This window comes from Streptomyces sp. NPDC088261 (assembly GCF_044740805.1).
Lineage (GTDB): Bacteria > Actinomycetota > Actinomycetes > Streptomycetales > Streptomycetaceae > Streptomyces.
The window spans coordinates 340,175-359,563 of the sequence record NZ_JBIURL010000001.1 but is presented as its reverse complement, the minus strand read 5'-3'; the positions used below and the strand labels follow the sequence as shown (position 1 = coordinate 359,563).

Below are 19,389 nucleotides of genomic sequence, written 5' to 3'. Positions count from 1 at the left end.
CGGCGGATCAGCGCAGGCCGGCGAAAAGATCGTCCTCCGGCAGCACCGCCCCCGTCGCGTCCTTGACCCGTACAAACGTCTCGACGCCCATCAACGCCCCGAACCTCTCCTTGCCCATCTTGAGGAAGAAGATGTTCTCGCCCTGACTGGCATGCGCGGCCAACGCGTCGAACTTCTGACCGCTGAACGCGGTCGCGTCCACCCACGTGCTGATCTCGTCGTCCGGAAGGCCGATCTTCGCCATCTCGGCGGCCTCCGCCGGATCCGGCTCCGGCGCGTGCTCGCCGGCCTCGTGCATGGCCTCCCCGAACCGCCGCATCACCGAGCGGGGCATGGTCGTCCAGTACACCTTCGGCGTCGGCGCGCCCGTCTCCCGCGCGATCAGATCCAGCGCCGCCATCGTGATGCGGTGGGCCTGGATGTGGTCGGGGTGCCCGTAGAAGCCGTACTCGTCGTAGGTGACGACCACGTCCGGCCGGTAGTGCCGCATGAGCTCCGCGAGCCGCGCGGCGCCCTCCTCCACGGGGGTCCGCCAGAACGCCCCGGGCGCGTCGTTGGTCGGCCACCCCATCATCCCGGAGTCCGCGTAGTCCAGCGTCTCCAGATCGCTGATCTTCAGGACCTCGCAGCTCGCCTCCAGCTCCCGGCGGCGCATCGAGACGACGGCCGCCGGATCGTGCCCGGGGTCGCCCGGCTTGACACCCCCCGGCCCGTCACCGCACCCGCCGTCGGTACACGTCACGAGAACCGTACGGATGCCCTCCGCCGCGTACCGCGCGAGGACCCCTCCGGTCCCGGTGGCCTCGTCGTCGGGGTGGGCGTGCACGGCCATGAGCGTCAAGGGTCGGCCAGTCATGAAAAAGTCCTCCTGCGTGAACCCGGATCCTGGTGGGGCGGAAGACCTGCGGTCTCCGTACTCCCGGCCCGCGCGGCGCCGGTCCCTTGAGACATGTAACCGTGCCGACCGGACCCGCTGTTCCCGGCACGGCGCGGCCCGGCCCTCCGGGTCCGGCGCACATCTCCTGTGTGAGCGCTGTTTGCCCCTTGTACGCCTTTTCCCTGTCTGATGGGGACGCGGCCGTGAACCCGACGGGTGCTGTCCCGTGGCGCCCCCGGCCGTCCCATTCCGCACGCTCCGGCGCTCAGACCGACAACGTTGTCTTCCCCCAGGGCGGACTGTGCGGGCACATCGCGACGCTGGAGAGGTTACGTGCCCATCAGACCCCGAACTCCCCTGCCCCGCGCGGTCCTTCCGGGGGCCGCCCGCCGACGTCGTCGGCCTCTGCGCGCGACCGTCGCCGCGCTGCTCACCGGCGCGCTCGGCCTCGGCGCGCTGGCCGGTGCCGGTGTCGGCCCGGCCGCCGCGATGCCGTCCGCGACCACGTCCGCGACCACGCCCGCCGGGACAGCCGCAGGAACAGCCGGCGCTACCGACTACACCAAGCTCGTCGACCCCTTCGTCTCGACCGCCGGCGACGACGGCAACGACCTGCCGGGCGCCCAGGCGCCGCACGGTCTGGCCAAGGTCAACCCGCTGACCACGCCGAACCGCAACCACACCGGGTACGACTACAACGAGGACCACATCGCCGGGTTCACCGCCACGAACCTGGACGGCGTCGGCGGCTCGGGAGGCGGGGGCGACCTGCTCGTCGTCCCGACCTCCGTGCGGTACGACAGCCGCCCCGCCGCCGGCACGTACGCCCACCCGTACAGCCACGACGACGAGACCGCGACCCCCGGCTCCTACCGGGTGGGCCTCGGCGCCCTCTCCGGAACCGGGTCCGCCGTGAAGCAGGACTCCGGCACCATCAAGGCCGAGATGGCCGCGACGACCCGTACGGCGTTGCAGCGGTACGCCTTCCCCGCCGGATCGGACCCCGAGCTGGTCCTCGACCTCGCCAACAACTTCACCAGCCGCACCCGCTCGACCCTGAAGGCGACGACGCTCCCGGACGGGACCACCTCGATCGCCGGGCTCGTCGCGGGATCCTTCAACGGCGCCTCGTACCAGCTCTACTACCACGCCACCACGAACGCCCCCGTGACCTCGCTGAAGACCTGGGGCAACGACGGCAGGCTGAGCGACGCGACCACGCGCGACGGCTCCGACACCGGCGCCGTCCTCGGGTTCGACCGGGCGGCCGGCGACGACATCGAACTGCGCGTCACGCTCTCCCCGATCAGCGCGGAACAGGCCGCGACCGACCAGCGCAACGAGGTGGGCGGCCTCACCTTCGACCAGGCGCGCGCCCGCACGAAGGCCGAGTGGAACAGCGCGCTCGGCGCCGTAGCCGTACGCGCCTCGGCGACATCCGACCCCGGGTCGACGCTCACCAAGGAGTTCTACACCCACCTGTACCGCATGTACGCGCTGCCGGTGAACGCCACCAGCACCAGCGGTACGTACCGCGGCGCCGACGGAGCGGTGCACCGGGCGAACGGCTTCACGTACTACGACGGCTGGTCCACCTGGGACGACTTCCGCAAGTACTCCGTCGAGGCGTACATCGACCCGTCCACCTACCGGGACATGGTCCAGTCGCTCATCGTGCTCTTCGCCGACGCCCGCGCCTCCGGCAAGAGCCTCGGCAGCCTCACCCACTCCGTCCCGACCGTGCGCTGGGAGCGCTCGGCGGTGCTGGTCGCCGACGCGCTGTCGAAGGGCTTCAAGAACTTCGACCGGCTGGACGAGGCGTACCCGGCGCTGCTGTCGTACTCCGGCTTCTACACCGGGGAGCAGCTGCGCCAGGGGTACGTCACCGGGGATCCCGGGACGACCGTCCAGCGCGGGTACGACCAGTGGGCGCTCTCCGTCGTCGCCGACGCGCTCGGCAGGAAGGCGGACGCGAAGAAGCTCCGTACCGAGTCGACCATGGCGATCGACCACCTCGTGAAGTCAGGCGCCTGGACGGCGGCCGACGGAACGGAGGTCGGCCTGCTCACCCCGCGCGCCGAGGGCGGCGAGTGGCAGAGCGCCGACTACGAGAAGTTCGAGGCGGCCGGCCTCTACCAGGGCACGCTGTGGCAGTACCACTGGTACGACGCGTACGACATGGGCGGCCTCATCGAGGCCATGGGCGGTCCGAAGGCCGGAAAGGCCGCCGTCCGGCACATGTTCGGCGAGGACTCCACCGCCGACGACGGCTCGACCATGCTGCACTCCAACGCGAACGAGATCGACCTCCAGGCGCCGTACCTCTTCAACTACGTCGGGGAGCCGAGCCTGACCCAGAAGTGGGTACGGGCCATCTACACCGGCACGACCTGGAACCGCTACATCGCGACGGGCTCCACGAACGAAGCCCCCAGCTCCGGCGGCCAGTTCACCCCGCCGGTCAAGACGCAGGTCTACAAGCTCGCGCCGAACGGCTTCCTGCCGACCATGGACAACGACGCGGGCACCATGTCGACCATGTTCGTCGGTGCCGCCCTGGGGCTGTTCCCGGTGACCGCCGGCTCCAGCCAGTTCCAGATCGGCAGCCCGTTCTTCGACTCCACGACCATCACGTACGCCAACGGCAGCCGCTTCACGGTGAAGGCCGGCGGCGTCTCGCCGAGCGACTACTACGTGCAGGGCGCGACCCTCAACGGCAAGCGGTTCACCAACACCTGGCTGGACTACTCCCAGATCATCTCCGGCGGCACGCTGGACTTCACCATGGGCTCCCAGCCCTCCTCATGGGGCGCCCGCACGGAGCCCGCGTACTCGCTGAACAACGACACCGGTGGCGGGGGTACGGACCACGGCGGTACGGGGACGGGCAAGGGCGACACCGTCCTCTCCGCCCGCCCGGGCACCGTCGACACGGCGGCGGACGGCACCGTACGCGGCAGCGTGAGGCTGACCCTGGACGGCCCGGCGTCCTTCGCCGCCCGCGAGGGAACCAGCCTCACCAGGACCGGGGCGGCCACCGTGACCGGCCTCCCGGGCGGTGTCACGGCGGACCTCCGCGTCAGCGGCTCGCGCACGGCCACGCTGTCGCTCACCGGCACCACGAAGGTCGACGCGCGCTTCGGCGTCACGTTCCAGGACGCGGCCTTCGCCCACGGCGTACCGGCCTCGACGGTGGGCGGCACCGGGATCTCGCCGACCGACCCGCTCGTCCTCTCCGCCGCCGCCGTGCCTCGCAAGGCCCTCGGCGCCCTGGTCGACCAGGCGTCCCTGGTGCGCGGTGCCTCCTACTCCAACGGCTCCTGGAGCCTGTTCCGTTCGGCCCTCGAACGCGCGCGGACCGTCCTCGCGGACCCCGCGTCCGCGACCGGCACGCTGATGGCCGCGGACGACGCGCTGCACTCCGCCATCGACACGCTCACGCTCGACGAGGGCGGCTACGCCGTCCTCCAGGCCGAGGACCCCGACCAGAAGGAGGGCCCCAGCCTCGTCAGCGAGCGGAACAACTCGGACGGCAACCTCGGCGGCGTCACCGAGGGATCGTGGGAGCGGTTCACGAAGCTGGACTTCGGCGGGGTCGCCCCGCAGAGCGTCTCGGTCCGCTACGCCAACTCGCAGGCGGTGGACGCGAAACCGAGCAGCGTCGACATCCACGCCGGAGCCGCCGACGGCCCGGTCGTCGCCACCGTCCAGCTGCCGGGGACCGGCGGCTGGCAGTACTACAGCACGGTGCGGGCGAGTGTCACCGACCCGGACGCCCTGCTGGCGGCGGAGAGCGCGACGTTCGTCTTCCACGCCCCGTCCGGCCAGCAGTGGGTGTCCAACTTCGACTGGCACCAGTTCTCGCCGTACGAGGTCTCCGCGTCGCCCACGACCACGCTCGCCACACTGACCACGGCCAACACCACGGAAAGCGGGGGTGGTTCGCTCCCGCTCAACCTCTCTAACGGCATCTTCGAGAACGTGACGAACGGCGCGTGGGCGCGGTGGAAGGACACCGACCTCGCCGACGGCGCCGACACCGTCACCGTCCGCTACGACAAGCCGCAGTCGCGCGCGGCGTCCGACTCGCACCTCGAACTGCGCCTCGGCTCGAAGGACGGCCCGAAGAGCGTCGACATCCCCCTGGACTACAGCGGTCCTGGCTGGGGAACGGTCGCCACCACGAGCGTCCGGCTCGACCCGGCCGTCCTCACCGGCGTCCAGGACGTGTACGCCGCCTTTCTCTCCAGCACACAGACCGACGCCCAGCCGTACGTGGGCAACGTCTACGCGCTGACCCTGACGCGGGAGGCCGGCGGCCCCGTGGGCTTCGACGCCACCGCGTTCCGCGCGCACAGCGGGGGCGGCCTCAAGAGCGAGCCCGTCGGCTGGCCCGGGTCCGGCTCCACCACCGACCTCGGCGGTACGTACGACGGAGCCTGGCTCGACTACGGGGACATCGACTTCGGCGCCTCGCCCAAGAGCAGCGTCACGCTGACCTACGTCAACAACTCCGCCCGCTGCGGCACCGGTTCGGCCGTCCAGCTCTACCTGGACTCCTTCGACCCGGCCGCCCCGGGCACGCCGTACGCGACCGTACCGCTGCCGGTCACGGGCAGCGCGTGGTCGGCAGGGGGGACGACAACTCTGGTGCTGCCCAAAGCGATCACCGGCAAGCACGCCGTCCACCTGCGGCTCACGACGAACCCGGACGCCGCCCACCCGTACGTCGCGAATCTGGCCCGTATCACCTTCGACCACGTCGACACGCCCGCCGTCACGGACAAGTCCGCGCTGCGGAAGGCGATCGACCGGTACGAGGGAGTCTCCGGCGACGCGGAGCGCTACAACCCGATCGACTTCGGTGTGTACGTACGTGAACTCGCGGCGGCCCGCGCCCTGTTCGGCGCGGACGACGCGACGCAGCTCGAAGTCGACGCGCAGACGCGCCGACTCACCCTGGCCGCGACCCAGTTGGTGCCGCTGCCGAGGCTGCGGCTGGAGAACCTGGTCACCATCGCGTCGGCCCTTACCAACGAGCGCTACACAGAAGGGTCGTGGAAGGCGTTCACCACGGCGCTCGCCGAGGCCAGGACCGCGGTCGCGGACGGTACGGCCACGGACGCGACCCTCACCGCGCGCTTCAACGCCCTCGATCACGCGAGGTCCGCGCTCACCACGAAGCCCAGGACGGTGCCCGCGCCGCCCGGCGCGGTGTCGGCCACGTCGTCCGGCTCCAGCGTGACCGTCGCCTGGTCCGCGCCCGGGGACACCGGCGGCTCCCCGGTCACCGGCTTCGAGGTCACCCTTGACGACGGCCACCAGGTGGAGATCCACGACCCGGACAGCCGGAGCACGACGTTCACCCGGCTGCGGACGGGCCGGTCCTACACGGCGCGCGTCCGGGCGGTGAACAAGGTCGGCGCCTCGCGCCCGAGCCCCGCCACGGCACCCGTGGTGACCGGCGGCGGCAGGCCGCAGAAGCCGTCCGTGCAGGGCGTGTTCACCGAGGGCAAGCAGGTCCGGGTGACCTGGCGGGCGGCCGGCGACGGCGGATTCCCGGTCATCGGCTACACCGTGACCCTCGGCGACGGGACCACCGCGCACGTGCCCGCCACCACTGGTACGGCCCTGCTCACGACCACGGGCAAGGCCAGGGCGCACACGGCCACCGTGACCGCGATCACCCTGGCCGGCACCTCGGACGACTCCGGCGCGACGGCTCCGGCGACCGCTCCGATGACCGCCCCCGGTTCGGCGACCGCCCCCGACCCCGCGTACGAGCCCACCCCCTTCCCGGACGACACGCTGAACGCGACCTACCCGTCCGACACGTGGCCGGGCGCCGGCGACGGCACGGACTACTTCAACGCCCTCCTCAACGGCTTCGACGCCCTCCCCTCCGCCCTCCTCGGTGCCCCCACCGAGGTGCCCCACGGCACCGCGCTCACCGCCGAGAACGACGAGATCGCCGTACGTATCAACAACGCGGCCACCCAGCGGGAGGTGGACCGCGCCGAGGTCGACGCGACGAACAGCCCCACCGTCACGATGGCCGACGGCCTCGGCTCGCGGCTCGGCCCGCTCTATCAGGACGCCCTGAGCGGCGGTCAACTGCCCAAGACCAGCACCCTGTTCGCCCGCGTCTCGAAGAATCTCGACAAGGTCGACGCGGCCAAGGACCACTACGCCTACCCGCGCCCGTACGTACGGCTCGGGTTCGTGGGCGACGGCGGCGACATCTACGAGTCGCGGGACGGCTCGTACGGCAGCCTCGCGGCCAGCGGCTCGTACCCGAGCGGCCACACCTACAGCGGCTACGAGACCGGGACCCTCCTCGCCACGCTCCTGCCGGAGCTGGCACCGTCGATCCTCGCGCGGACCTCGGAGTACGGGGACAACCGCGTAGTCCTCGGGTTCCACTACCCGCTCGACGTCATGGGCGGCCGCATCGCCGGACAGGCCACCGTCGCGCACCGCTGGGCGGACCCCGGCTTCGCGAAGCTGCTGACCCAGGCGCACACCGAGATGGAGAACGTGCTGCTCGCGCGGTGCGAGCAGGAGGGGTACGGCGCCACGCTCGCGGCCTGCGCGGGGGACTCGTACGGCGGACTGAGCCGGGAGCAGCAGGTCGACCTGTACACGCGGCGCCTGACGTACGGGTTCTCCCGGGTGGGGAAGGCCGGGCAGGCCCTCAGGACGCCGTCCGACGCGGCGGCCCTGCTGATCACCGCGTTCCCGGACCTCACCACCGGGCAGCGCAGGCAGATCCTGGAGCAGACCGCGACGGACTCCGGGTACCCGCTCGACCTCACCGCGGCCGGGGGAGCGAGCTGGGAGCGGATCAACCTGGCGGCCGCGATGACGGCGCGGGTGAAGGTCGGCGCCGACGGGTCGGTCACGGTCACGAACTTCCCGGACGCCACCGGGGCGAGTGCCGCCGACGCGAGGGCGATCACGGTCGGGGGCGCCGCGATCGACGGCTTCGACCCGGCGGTGTCCACGTACGTGGTCGACTGGCCGAAGAGCACGAGGATCCCGGCCGTCTCCGCCGTACCGGCGCGGGTTGGCGCGCGGGTGAGGGTCACCGACGGGGGTTCGGTCCTCTCGTCGCCCGGGTCGCGGTTCACCACCCGTACGGTCAAGGTGACTTCGGCCAACGGTTCGGTCACGCGGACCTACACGGTGGGCTTCCGGCCCACGGACCGCGACGGCCGGTAGGCAGGCAGGTAGGCAGGTAGGCCGGGGGCACCGCCGTTGGCGGCCGGCCCCTCCGGGCGAACCTCGGTGTTCGTCCGGAGGGGCCGTCGTCCCCGTCGCGGCTTCCCAACTCCTAGGCGGACGACGCCCGCTGACTGTCCATCAGGTGATCGACCAGCGCCAGCAGCACATCGCGGCCGGCCGCCCGGTCGCGGGCGTCGCAGAGCACCAGCGGCACCTGGGGGTCCAGGGCGAGTGCCCCGCGGATCTCCTCCACGGTCCGGTCCCGTACCCCGTGGAAGAGGTTGACACCGACGACGAAGGGGATGCCGCGGCTCTCGAAGAAGTCGATCGAGGCGAAGCTGACGTCCAGCCGCCGGGTGTCGACCAGCACCACCGCGCCCATCGCCCCGTTGACCAGGTCGTTCCACATGAACCAGAAGCGCTCCTGCCCGGGGGTGCCGAACAGGTAGACCACGAGGTCGCCGCTGATGGTGATCCGCCCGAAGTCCAGCGCGACGGTGGTGGTGAACTTGCTGTTCAGACCCTCCAGGTCGTCCACGCCGACACTGGCCCGGGTCAGGTACTCCTCGGTGCGCAGCGGGGCGACCTCGCTCACCGAGGCGACCAGCGTCGTCTTCCCGACGCCGAACCCGCCGGCGACCAGGATCTTCACCGCCAGGGGAGCGGTGTCCGTACCGCCCGCCGCGGGGTCGGAAGCGCGGCCGGACGTGTGCTCAGAGCTGGCGTAGTCCATCTCTCACCGCCTCAAGGATAGTCATGTCGGGCAGGCCGCCCGCCTGGGTGAACGGCCGCGGCGAACGGGCCCACATCTGGCCGGAGTCGACCAGATCGCCGATGAGGATCTTGGCCAGCGACACCGGAAGGCCCAGTTCGGCGGCGACTTCCACCACCGCCTTGGGGTTCCGGCACATCGCGAGGATCGTGCGGTGCTCCGGCTGCATCCGGCGCGCCGCGAGCGCCGCCCGCGCGGTGGTCTCGGGCACCGTCGTCAGCAGGGTGATCAGTGTCAGGTCCGCCCGCTCGGGGGTCGTGCGACCGCTGGTGATCGTGTACGGGCGGACCAGTTGCTCGGCGGCGTCGTCGCCGTCGAACCCCTCGGTCCAGTGCGTCATCCGGCTCTCCCCGCGTCATCGGACGGCGGGGTACGGGTGTCGGTGCCCAGCCGCTGGCCGACCTGCTGGACCAGGGTGTGCATGGCGACGCTCATCAGCTCGGCGTCGACGTCCTGGGAGGCGATCACCGCCAGGTGGGTGCCGTGGCCGGCGGAGATCACGAACAGCCACAGGCCGGCCATCTCCACGATGACCTGGTGCACCGGGCCGCCGCCGAAGAGCTGCCCGGCGCCGCGGGCGAGGCTCTGCTGGCCGGTGGCGATCGCGGCGAGCCGCTCGGCGTCCGAGCGGTCGATGGTCCGTGAGCGGCTCATCGCCAGTCCGTCGTCCGAGAGCAGGATGGCGTACCGGGTGCCCGTGACCTGGTCGACCAGGCCGTCCAGGAGCCAGTCCAGATCGATGTCGGTGGCCGTCGTTCGCTGCGTCATTCTCGCTCATCCGTTCTGGAAGGGCCGGGCCAGTTGGAGGCGGGAGGCCCTTCGCGGTAGCCGTAGCCGTCACCATTGCCGTCGCTGTTGCCGTTGTCGCTGCTGCCGCCGAGATCGCCGGTGCCGGTGCCGTAGCCGTCCCCGCGGCCGGAGTCGTAGCCGTAGCCATGGGCGTGACCGGTGTCGTAGCCGGTGTCGTAACCGCCGCCGCCCCCGCCGCCCCCGCCCGTGCCCCCAGTGCCGCCGAAACCGTTGCCGAAGGCGTCGCCGTATCCGTCTCCGTACCCGTTGCCGAAACCGCCCGCCGTGCCGCCGTCCGAGTCGTTCCCGCCCCGGGCCAGCCGGGACTGCCGCTGGAACGCGCCGATCGTGGCCCCGGACCGGCCCGGCCGGTCGGGGACCGTCCAGAGGTCCGGCTCCTCCGGCGCCCGCGGTTCCGCCGGGATCTGGAGTTCGGGCGCCAGGCTGGCCTGGCGGACCCGCTGGGGCAGCGGTCTCACCTCGGCCGGAGGGGGCGGCGGGGCCGCAGAGGCCGGTGAGGCCGGAGGCGCTGCCTCGACACCGCCCGGCGCCCGGAGACCGCCCGCGGTGACGTTCGCCATCGCGTGTCCCCTGGCGCGGAAGGGCAGCCGCCCGTCCTCGTGCGACGTCCCCGGACCGAAACCGGCGCCGTGCGGGTGCCGCCGCGGACCGGGCGGGTACGACGGGACCTCCGGAGCGAGCACGGCTGGCTGCCCCGGCGCCTCGCCCTGCGGTGCCACCACCATCTCCTGCGGCAGCAGTACGATCACCCGCGTGCCGCCGAAGGCCGACGGCCGCAGCTCCACCCGCAGGCCCAGCCCCGCCGACAGCCGGGCGACCACGTACAGACCGAGCCGTACGTCATCGGCCTGGGCCATCACGTCGAGCTGCGGCGGGTTCTCCATCAGCGCGTTGGCGGCGGCGTACTGCTCGGGCTCCATGCCCAGGCCGCGGTCCTCGATCTCGACGGCGAGGCCCCGGCTGACCAGCGCGGCCCGTACCTCGACCGGATTCGGCGGCTTGGAGAAGGCGGCGGCGTTCTCCATCAGCTCCGCCAGTATGTGCACCAGCGGACCCACCGCCCGCTGGTGCACCCAGGGTTCGTCCTCGACGTCGATCGTGATCCGGCGGTAGTCCTGCACCTCGCCCTGCGCGGCGCGCAGCACGTCGAGCAGCTGGACCGGCTTGTGCCAGCGGCGCTGCGGCTGGCCGCCGCCGAGGATGACCAGGTTCTCCTCGTAGCGGCGGAGCCGGGCGGTGAGGTGGTCCAGGTCGAACAGGCCGTTCAGGACGTCCGGGTCGTCATGGGTACGTTCCAACTCGTCCAGCTTGCGCAGCTGGAGGCCGATGAGGATCTGGGTGCGGCGGGCGATCCGCTGGAGCAGGCGCTCGAAGCCGCGGTGCTGTTCGGCCTGGCGTACGGCGGTGGACACGGCGCTGCGGCTGGCCGCGTTGAGGGCCCGCCCGAGTTCGCCGAGCTCGTCGGGGGTCGGCTCGACCAGCCGTACCTCACTGTCCGCGTCGACGTTCTCGCCGCGCTCCAGCCGGGACACCACGTCGGGCAGCCGTCGTTGGAGTTCCACGGCTTCCTCGCGCAGGGCGTGGATGCGGCGGCGCAGGGTGACGGTGAGGCGCCAGCTGGTGAGGATGACCAGGATCACGGCGAGCAGGCCGACGGCGCTGATGACGAGGAGGGTCCGCTGGAGCTGGCCGACGCTGTCGTCGGCGACCTCGCTGAGGTGGGCGGCCCGGACCAGGGCCAGGTCCGACAGCCGCGGGGCGTTGGCGTCCACCGAGCCGCGCCACCGGGTGTGGATCTGGTCGAGCACCAACTCGCCCTGCGTGTGGTGCGGGCCGGCCTCGACAACCTGCCCCTCCAGGTCCTGCTGGGTCGCCCACGACGCGGCGGCCGTCAGCTTTCCGTACGTGTCGCGTTCGGCGCCGGTGAGGCTGAGCGCGACCCGCTGGAGCAGGTAGTCCTGCGCGCCGACGGCGTCCACGAACACGTTGTATTCCTGGATCGTCAGATACCCGCTCTTCCAGTTCCGGCCGAGCAGGGCGTCCTCGCGCCCGAGCATGTCGATGGCGCTGTAGAGGTCGACCATGGTGTGCGCCAGCAGGGTCACACCGCCGTTGCTGCTGCGGCCGAGCGCGGTGAAGACGCCGATCAGCGAGTCGACCGTACCGCTGTAGTAGTCGAACGCCGCCTTCTGGCCGCCCGACCGGGTGTCCACCGCCCGGCGCTTCGCGGGGAGTTCGTCCAGATCGTGCACGGTGTCGGCGAGGGCCTTGCCGAGCCCCTGCTGCCCGTGCGAGGTGCTCTCGGCCGCGACGGGACGGAAGCCGGTCACGGCCTTGTCGGTCGCGGTGCGCGCGGCGGCCAGCCTGTCCCGGGTGGTGGCGCCGGGGTCGGCCAGCGCTTCCGCGCTGAGCCGCCGCTCCTCCTGGAGGGCCCGGAAGAGGACGGACGCCGGCCGGTTCAGCGAGGCGGTCAGGTCGCTCTGCGACTTCTCCGACTGCCAGCGGGTGGCCAGTTGATACGTACTCAGGCCCCACAGGGTCGCGAGCGCGAGGCTCGGTACGACCACGAGGATGATCAGTACGGTACGCAGGGGCAGCCGGCGGGAGCCGCCCACTCCTGGCCCAACGGGCCCCGCGACCAGGTGGGTTGACGTCGGCGCGGCCGCACCCGATGGCTGGTTCCCGATGGCGACGTCTCGGGTCCGCCCGCCCCCGGGCCCGCTCCCGAACCTACCCAATCCGGTCACTTTAGGGATGCTCCCCTCACCGTTCGGTGCCTCTATGAGGAAAAATCGCCAAAGTCCGGCGACTGGTGGCCGATAGTAGCCACCTGCAACGAACCTCGTAACCCCTGTGCGGCACCTGGCGGATCCGGGGTGGGGGAGGTGTGTTCCGGACAATCCCGGTTGTGGTGCCCGAGGAGGGGGTGGGGTGGAAGAGGCGGGAAGACGTGGCAGAGGGCAGCGCAGCGGCGGGAACGGCTGACCGACGGCGCGGGCCGACGGAACGGAGGGGGCCTCGGGGCCCCAGGGGCATATGCGGCGAGCAACGGAACGGCTGGCCGAGAGCGTTGTGCGGGGCCGTACTTCTGGGAAAGTGGGCATCGGATTCGAACGGCGCACGTGTCAGGCGTCCGCCCTCGAGCACCGTCTCAAGCGCCGTATCAAGTACGGTTCCGAGCCCGCACGTTCAAGCAAGCACCTTCAAGCGCACAGGCTCAAGCGCACAGGCTCAAGCGCACAGGTTCACTCCGACCGGCCCAACCCCACTGGCTCGACCCACAGGCCCAACCCCGCAAACTCAAGCACCGGATCGCGCAGGCAGCACTCATCAACAGGAGGCACGCCCATGCACGTCCGCACCTCACACCTGTCCACCAGACCCGTCCGGGCCGTACTGCTCGTCCTGGGCATGCTGGCCGCACTGCTGGCCGCGGCCCTTCCCGGGGCCGGCTCCGCCCAGGCCGCCGTACCCGACCGCTGGGGTTTCGCGTATCTGGACAACGCGACCCCGCCCCCCGCCTACGTACCCGATCCGTCCCGGCAGTGGGGGAGTTGGGCTTCCCCGTCCACCAACCCCGTCAAGGTGGACCAGATCGGTCTCGGTGCGTACGTCGTGCACTTCCCGCTGATCGGCGGATCGGGCGGGATCGCCCACGCCACCGCGGTGAACAGCGCCGGCCAATGGTGCCAGGTCGCGGACTGGACGACCGTCGGGTCCGGCCAGGACGTCTACGTGAGCTGCTACCTGCCCAGCGGCGCGCCCGCCAACTCCACCTTCACGGTGCTCTACACGAGGAGCAGCGGGGTGCCCGCCACCCCCTCGGGCTCGTACGGCTACCTGAACTCGGACGGCGCCGGCACGGTGCTCACCCAGTACAACTCCACGGGTGCCGTCAACGCGGTGAGCAAGGGCTCGACCGGTGTCTGGAAGGCGTGGCTCCCCGGTCTCGGACTGTCCGGCAACGCCGGCGACCTCCAGGTGACCGCGGTCGACGCGGTGCAGGGCGCGCGCTGCAAGGTGGCCGACTGGGCACCGGGCACGACGGGGCAGACAATCCTGGTCACGTGCTACGACGCGTCCAACGCCCCGTACGACGCCGAGTGGACGCTGAGCTACTCGTACCTGCGAGCGGTGCACGGACCGGCCTTCCCGCCGAGGTCCTTCGGCTACCTCTGGTACAACGGCTCGCTGCCTCCCCTGACCAACTACAACTCCGCCGGGGCCACCAACACCCTCGGCGGCTCGGGATCACCCTTCACGGTCACCATGCCGACGGTGGGCAACCCCCCGGACACCGCGCAGGTCACCGCCTACGGCAGCGGCGCCTCCTACTGCGGCCTGCACACCCCGTGGGTGAGGAGCGGCGGCTCGGTCCGCCTCTACATCGCGTGCTTCGCCCCGGGCGGAGCACCGGCGAGGGTCCCGTTCTTCACCGCGTACACGTCGGCGTTCTGACCTGACCGGCGGCCACCACAGCGCACACCAGGGGCCCAGGCCACCAGCCTGGGCCCTGACCGCGGGCCGAAGCACCCGATGCCCCGCGGGTGGTTCAGCGAGAGGCGGCTCCCCGCACCGCCGCAGAAGCCTCGGCCAGACGCTCGAAGGTCTCGTTGAGCACTACCCGGCGTGCGTCCTTGTACGCGGGATCCGGCTCCAAGTCGTCGATCGTCCGCTCCCACACCCCGAGGAACCTCTCCTGCCAGGCCCCGATCACCTCGGGCGGGGGCAGCGTCACCCCGACCCACCCCTGACGCACCAGAACGAGCAGCAACTCCAGATTGCACGGGACGGACACGCCCCCGTACTCGTCCGGTTCGAGCCCCACGGGATCCCCGGCCATGGCCTCGTCCACCTCGGCCACCAACTTGCCGGCGAGCACCCCAAGATGATCCGCCGCCGCGTCACAGTCAAAGTTCCCCACACCCCACGTGCCCAACGTTCCCCCTCCGCATGGTGTGTTCGCCGCACGCGCCCGCCATCACATCATGTCTTCCACTCCCGGGGTCCGGTGGTACGCCGGTCCACGCGGCCGGGCCGGAACCGGGCGGTCGCCGGTCGCCCCAGGCGTCCCGGACCTCGGCGGCCATGTCATCGAACCGCAGCGGGTCGGCCGAGGCATTCTGTTAACCCATGTATTCGAAGAATCGGAGCGATGGGTCCAGCCGCCTGAGCGACGCCTGAGCGATACTGGACCAGTAACCACGTACGTTTTCGTCTCTTCCGCAGTCGTGGCGGGGCGGGTCCCCTCACGCTGAAACAGCTGCTGCTGCATGAGCACCGTGAATGCGCACTTGGCCCGCAAGCCTCCTCCGTCGTACGGTCCTCGCATCGGAAGGCCAACCGGAACAACCGACCGGAGGAACAGTGCAGTTGAAGCACCATGAGCACATCGGACTCGTCACCAGGACCCAGATCGCCGACCGAGCGGGCGTGAGGCGCCCGGCGGTGTCGAACTGGGCCCGGCGGCACAAGGACTTTCCCACCCCTGTGCGCTCCGGCGACACGGAGCTCTTCCACGAGGCCGAGGTCGCGCGGTGGCTGACGAACCGCACCGTTCCGCGATCCCAACTGCTCGACGGGGAGCAGGCGGGAACCACGTACGCCGACCGATTCCGCCGGACCGGCGACGACCGACCGCCCGCGGAACCGAAGGCCGTGGGGAGCGGAGCCTCGCGCGTCGCGGCCGAGGACAGGAAGGCGGTCGATCAGCTGATGGGCCGACTCGGGGACCGGGTCCGGGGCCCGGCGGCGATGGCGGACTTCGTGAACCTCTGCCTCATCGTGATGTACGTACGACACGCGGAACCGGAGCGGTGGCGCCGGATCGAGGACGCCATGTCGGCCGGTCAAGAGGCCAGGGACGTACCGTCGTTGCTCCGTAACCTCGGTGACCTGGCCCAGGACACGCTGCGCCGGAACGGCGACCGTACCGACATGCGCGGCAGCTTGCTGCAATTGGAACCGCGGAGCTGGGACGACCTCACCACGGCAGTAAGGACGGCCGCGGACACCGGCGTTGGCGCGTTCCAGTTGGTGTGGGAGTCGTTCAGCGCCCGGGAGGGGCTGCACAGCTCCGAGTTCTGTAGCCCGGTCGGCCTGGCGTCGTTGGCGGCGGCACTCGTACTGACCGCGGGGCAGAAGGCGACGGTGCTCGACCCCTACACGAGGGGCGGAGAGATGCTGGCGGCCGCGTGCCGGTACATCGGGGACGCGCGGGGGACCGTCCAGGGCGAGACCCTCGACGGCCGGCTCCAAGCGGTCGCGAGTCTGTACCTTCTCCACCTCGGCGTGCGGCCGAAGCTGACCAGCACCCGGTCGGACAGATGGCCGCCGAATCGCGAACACGGCGTCGACGTGGTGCTGACGAACCCCCCGTTCAACATGAGCGACGCGCCCGGCCCCGGGCGCCGGACGGGAAACTGGCCGTACGGATCGCCCCCGCAGGGCAACGACAACTTCGCCTGGGTGCAGTACGTTCTCGGAGCCCTTCGCCCCGGCGGTCGAGCCGTGGTGGTCATGCCGGTGAAGGCGGGCAACTCGGTGAACGCCGCCGAGCGTGAGATCCGCCGCGCCCTTGTCCGCGGCGGCGCCGTGGAGTGCGTCATCACACTGCCGTCCCACCTGTTCTCCGGGACGCCCGTGCCGGTTTCCCTGTGGGTGCTGCGACGTGTGGAACGTCCGATCAGGGATGACGTCCTGTTCGTCGATGCCCAGGAGTTGGGGACGAGGGTTCGGCGTCGACGAGTACTGCGCGACGCGGACCGCGAGGCGATGACGAACGTGGTTCGCCCGTGGCTCGACGAAAGCCCTTGGCTCGGCGAACGACAGGGCCCGGACGGTGAGTCATACCTGGCGGGGGCCGCGGATCGGGGCTTGTCGGCCGTTGCCGTGGCTCGCACGGTCATCATGGCCGACGAGGGGTGTTCGCTGCGCCCCGCCGATTACCTGGGCGGCGGCACCTACGGCGCTGCCCCCGACGCGGCCCAACTGCGCCAAGCGGATGAGGAGGCGTCGGAGCAGATGGACGCGCTCCGCCTGCTGGAGCGGCGAGGGGCGGGACCGGGCGGCGGTTACCTCACGGGCGCGGGCCCGGGGGGCTGGAACGAGGCAACTCTCGAGGACCTGTGCGAGATCCGTCCCGGTCCGTCGTACACCCGCATTCCAGCGGAGGCGCGCACGACGGACGCCGGTACTCCTCTTGTCTTCCCGCAGGATCTCGTCGGAGGGAAGATCGTGGAGGTACCCCAGTACCGTGTGCCGTGGCTGACGGCCGAGCGCTTCAAGAAGTTCGAGTTGCTTCCCGACGACATCGTCTGCGTACGTACGGGGGCCCAGCAGCAACCCGCGCTGGTCTCCGGTCCGCAGGCCGGATGGCTGCTCAGCTCGAACGTGACGCGCCTACGGGTACGCCCGGACGCCGGGATCGACCCTCTGTACCTCCACGCCTACCTGGGCCTCCGGTACGCCCGCGAGTGGATGTCCCACCGCGCGGCGGCCACGGCGGCCCCCTCGCTGAGCTCCGCCGCTCTGGGCCACCTTCCGGTGCGTTTCCCGCCGATCGAACGACAGCGGCAATGCGTGAACCTGCTGGGCGAACTCGGCCAACGCGCCGAGGCGCACGCCGCGTACGCCTCGGCACTTGACCGCCTACGAGCGGAACTCACCGAACATCTGCTGCACGGCTCGGCAGACCCACGCTGACGACCGCCCACAGCTGCCTTCCTCCCCCTACCTCGCCCGTGCTCCTCGAAAGGATCGAGTCCATGCCCAAATCGACAGCCCATTCCGGTTATACGTGGCAACTGTGGCTGGCGCTGTACGTCACCTGCTCCCTGGTGGTCGGCCTCGCCGTGACCGTGCTGGTACTCCGGTCAGGCGTGGGCACCACGGATGCCGTCCTGGCGGGCGGAGGCGGATTCGCGACCTCCTTCGCCCTGTGCCTCGCCCTACCCGCGACCGTACGAGAACTCAAACGACAGACCTGACCGGGCCGGGCCCTCTCCGCGGCCGAGCCGGTCTGACGGTTCCATCAGCCCGCCGGCGATCCTCAGCCTCCCTCAAGCCCCAACGGGGTAAGGGTTCCGGACAACGAAGGCCCCAGGTCAGCGACCTGGGGCCTTCGTGCGACACACCTGGCGCGGCTGACGAGAATCGAACTCGCGCTCAGAGCTCAAGAATCCGGGGTGCCTGCGTGGCTCCCCCACACTTGTGTCCGGCAGCGGCTGATCCGTCAATGCCACGCCTGACTGCGCCCGACCGCAGGACGCCGTTGTGCGGTGCAGTGAGGGAGGCCGTCGGGGTCCGCCACCTTCCACCGGGCCGCCTCGGCCCGCAAGACGTTTCCATGCTCTCGGGCGGAAGGCTGACGGCGGTCCATGGGCGGCCGTAACCTGTTCGCTGGAAAGCCGCGCACAACTAGCTGACAGATTCCCGTCACAGCTGGTTCAAAGCCGCCTCGCCCACTAGAAAACCCGCAGGCCACGCAGCCTGCTCCCCGCGTGTGCGGGGATGGACCAAACGCGGCGCCAACCACGGACTCCACGTCTTCCTGCTCCCCGCGTGTGCGGGGATGGACCCGCGGACGCTGTCAGGGGCCGCACCGTCCAGCACTGCTCCCCGCGTGTGCGGGGATGGACCCTGTAGTGGCGGGACCGACACCAGGGGTGGGCTCTGCTCCCCGCGTGTGCGGGGATGGACCCCCGGAGAAGTACCCGCTTAGGGAGCGGTCCCTCTGCTCCCCGCGCCCGCGGGGATGGACCCCCGAGTCGAGTTGACATCGAGTTGGAACGCAACTGCTCCCCGCGCCCGCGGGGATGGACCCCCGGCCTGGACGGCTTCGTCGACCTGTTGTTTCTGCTCCCCGCGCCCGCAGGGATGGACCCAGGTCGGTGAGCGCCCCGAGGGTTGGGTCGTGCTGCTCCCCGCGCCCGCAGGGATGGACCCGCGAGGGCGGGGAGCTCGGTCAGGGGCCACCACTGCTCCCCGCGCCCGCAGGGATGGACCCTGCATGTTCCGCATCGTGTATTTGCGGTCGACCTCTCCCCGCGCCCGCGGGGATGGACCCGAGGCGGCCAAGTTCGAGGCGAAGTTCACGATCTGCTCCCCGCGCCTGCTCCGGTAGAAGCCCCTCAGCCCACTACCCCCCGCGCCCGCGGGAAGGGCCGTCGTTCCGTTCGGCCCCCGCCCCTGTTGGGCCTGCGGCTACGCGCCCGTTGCTGTCCGCTCGGCGGGGCTGCCCGATGGCGAGCTTCGGCAGGAAGTCAGCGTTTGCCGCCACGTCGTGCTTCAGTAGCACCGACTGGCGCGGTCGCCCTCGCCGCCTCGCTCACTCCGTGGTGGTCTCCGCGCTCACCCACGACAGGTAGGCGTCGCTCCCGTGCGTGATCGGGGTGGCGATGATCTCGGGTGTGTCGTAGTCGTGGACGTTCTAGATGTGCGCTTCCAGGGCCGGGTACCGGTCGGCGGTTGTCTTGTACAGCACCCGCCATTCCTGGTCGGTCTGTACGGCGCCGTCCCAGCGGTACACGCTGGTGATCGGCCCGTCGATCTGCGCACACGCCGCCACCCTGGCCTCCACCGCGCCGGCGGCCAGAGCGTGGGCCTTCTCGGCGGAGTCGGTCGTCGTCAGAACGGTCAGGTACTCCTGCACAGTTGGTCTCCTCCGTACGTACGGCGTCCTGGGGAACGTACCCGGCCCCCGTCG

Annotated in this window: 10 protein-coding genes, 1 pseudogene and 1 CRISPR repeat array; of the genes and pseudogenes, 4 read left to right on the top strand and 7 right to left on the bottom strand. The window is 71.1% G+C overall.

Annotated features, from left to right (window positions below; translation table 11 throughout):
- Window positions 1-7 precede the first annotated feature (7 nt).
- Entirely contained in the window at window positions 8-856 is an 849-nt protein-coding gene (locus tag ACIODU_RS01520) for a PIG-L family deacetylase (RefSeq protein ID WP_401762625.1), read from the bottom strand.
- Window positions 857-1,210: 354 nt separating this feature from the next.
- On the opposite strand from ACIODU_RS01520, the gene ACIODU_RS01515 reads away from it, so the two are divergent.
- Entirely contained in the window at window positions 1,211-8,098 is a 6,888-nt protein-coding gene (locus ACIODU_RS01515; RefSeq protein WP_401762622.1) for a glycoside hydrolase domain-containing protein, read from the top strand.
- 112 nt (window positions 8,099-8,210) lie between these two features.
- Here the strand turns inward: ACIODU_RS01515 and ACIODU_RS01510 are convergent, their stop codons facing one another.
- The 4 genes from ACIODU_RS01510 to ACIODU_RS01495 are packed head-to-tail and all read right to left on the bottom strand — an operon-like array spanning window position 8,211 to window position 12,298.
- Window positions 8,211-8,834 (bottom strand): GTP-binding protein, encoded by a 624-nt coding sequence (locus ACIODU_RS01510; protein WP_401762619.1) that lies wholly within the window; start codon window positions 8,832-8,834, stop codon window positions 8,211-8,213.
- On the bottom strand, window positions 8,815-9,213 hold the full coding sequence (locus ACIODU_RS01505) for a DUF742 domain-containing protein (protein ID WP_356418555.1): 399 nt from the start codon (window positions 9,211-9,213) through the stop codon (window positions 8,815-8,817). The genes ACIODU_RS01510 and ACIODU_RS01505 overlap by 20 nt, the downstream gene beginning before the upstream one ends.
- A complete protein-coding gene (locus ACIODU_RS01500) occupies window positions 9,210-9,641 on the bottom strand; it encodes a roadblock/LC7 domain-containing protein (RefSeq protein ID WP_356418558.1) in 432 nt (143 codons plus the stop codon). The genes ACIODU_RS01505 and ACIODU_RS01500 overlap by 4 nt, the downstream gene beginning before the upstream one ends.
- The gene (locus ACIODU_RS01495) at window positions 9,638-12,298 is read right to left on the bottom strand and encodes a nitrate- and nitrite sensing domain-containing protein (protein WP_401762616.1); all 2,661 of its coding nucleotides are present in this window, start codon (window positions 12,296-12,298) and stop codon (window positions 9,638-9,640) included. The genes ACIODU_RS01500 and ACIODU_RS01495 overlap by 4 nt, the downstream gene beginning before the upstream one ends.
- 733 nt (window positions 12,299-13,031) lie before the next feature.
- Between ACIODU_RS01495 and ACIODU_RS01490 the strand changes: the two genes are divergently transcribed.
- Window positions 13,032-14,141, top strand: a complete 1,110-nt coding sequence (locus ACIODU_RS01490; protein ID WP_356418564.1) for a hypothetical protein — start codon at window positions 13,032-13,034, stop codon at window positions 14,139-14,141.
- Window positions 14,142-14,235: 94 nt separating this feature from the next.
- On the opposite strand, the gene ACIODU_RS01485 is transcribed toward ACIODU_RS01490, so the two are convergent.
- Complete coding sequence (locus ACIODU_RS01485) at window positions 14,236-14,565, bottom strand: DUF4259 domain-containing protein (protein ID WP_401762613.1); 330 nt, start codon at window positions 14,563-14,565, stop codon at window positions 14,236-14,238.
- Window positions 14,566-15,056: 491 nt separating this feature from the next.
- On the opposite strand from ACIODU_RS01485, the gene ACIODU_RS01480 reads away from it, so the two are divergent.
- Complete coding sequence (locus ACIODU_RS01480; RefSeq protein ID WP_401762611.1) at window positions 15,057-17,387, top strand: N-6 DNA methylase; 2,331 nt, start codon at window positions 15,057-15,059, stop codon at window positions 17,385-17,387.
- Window positions 17,388-17,449: 62 nt separating this feature from the next.
- Entirely contained in the window at window positions 17,450-17,671 is a 222-nt protein-coding gene (locus ACIODU_RS01475; protein WP_401762608.1) for a hypothetical protein, read from the top strand.
- A gap of 502 nt (window positions 17,672-18,173) precedes the next feature.
- Window positions 18,174-18,750: direct repeats of the CRISPR family, unit length 29 nt; unit sequence CTGCTCCCCGCGCCCGCAGGGATGGACCC.
- Window positions 18,751-19,011: 261 nt separating this feature from the next.
- Here ACIODU_RS01475 and cutA read toward each other — a convergent pair.
- A pseudogene (gene cutA / locus ACIODU_RS01470) lies at window positions 19,012-19,335 on the bottom strand (divalent-cation tolerance protein CutA).
- Window positions 19,336-19,389: the final 54 nt, after the last annotated feature.

What these genes read in the sequence shown, in the direction of transcription:
- ACIODU_RS01490 (WP_356418564.1), top strand. Translation starts at nt 13,032, where the DNA reads ATGCACGTCCGCACCTCACACCTGTCCACCAGACCCGTCCGGGCCGTA.
- ACIODU_RS01475 (WP_401762608.1), top strand. Translation starts at nt 17,450, where the DNA reads ATGCCCAAATCGACAGCCCATTCCGGTTATACGTGGCAACTGTGGCTG.
- ACIODU_RS01510 (WP_401762619.1), bottom strand. Translation starts at nt 8,834, where the DNA reads ATGGACTACGCCAGCTCTGAGCACACGTCCGGCCGCGCTTCCGACCCC.
- ACIODU_RS01505 (WP_356418555.1), bottom strand. Translation starts at nt 9,213, where the DNA reads ATGACGCACTGGACCGAGGGGTTCGACGGCGACGACGCCGCCGAGCAA.
- ACIODU_RS01520 (WP_401762625.1), bottom strand. Translation starts at nt 856, where the DNA reads ATGACTGGCCGACCCTTGACGCTCATGGCCGTGCACGCCCACCCCGAC.
- ACIODU_RS01500 (WP_356418558.1), bottom strand. Translation starts at nt 9,641, where the DNA reads ATGACGCAGCGAACGACGGCCACCGACATCGATCTGGACTGGCTCCTG.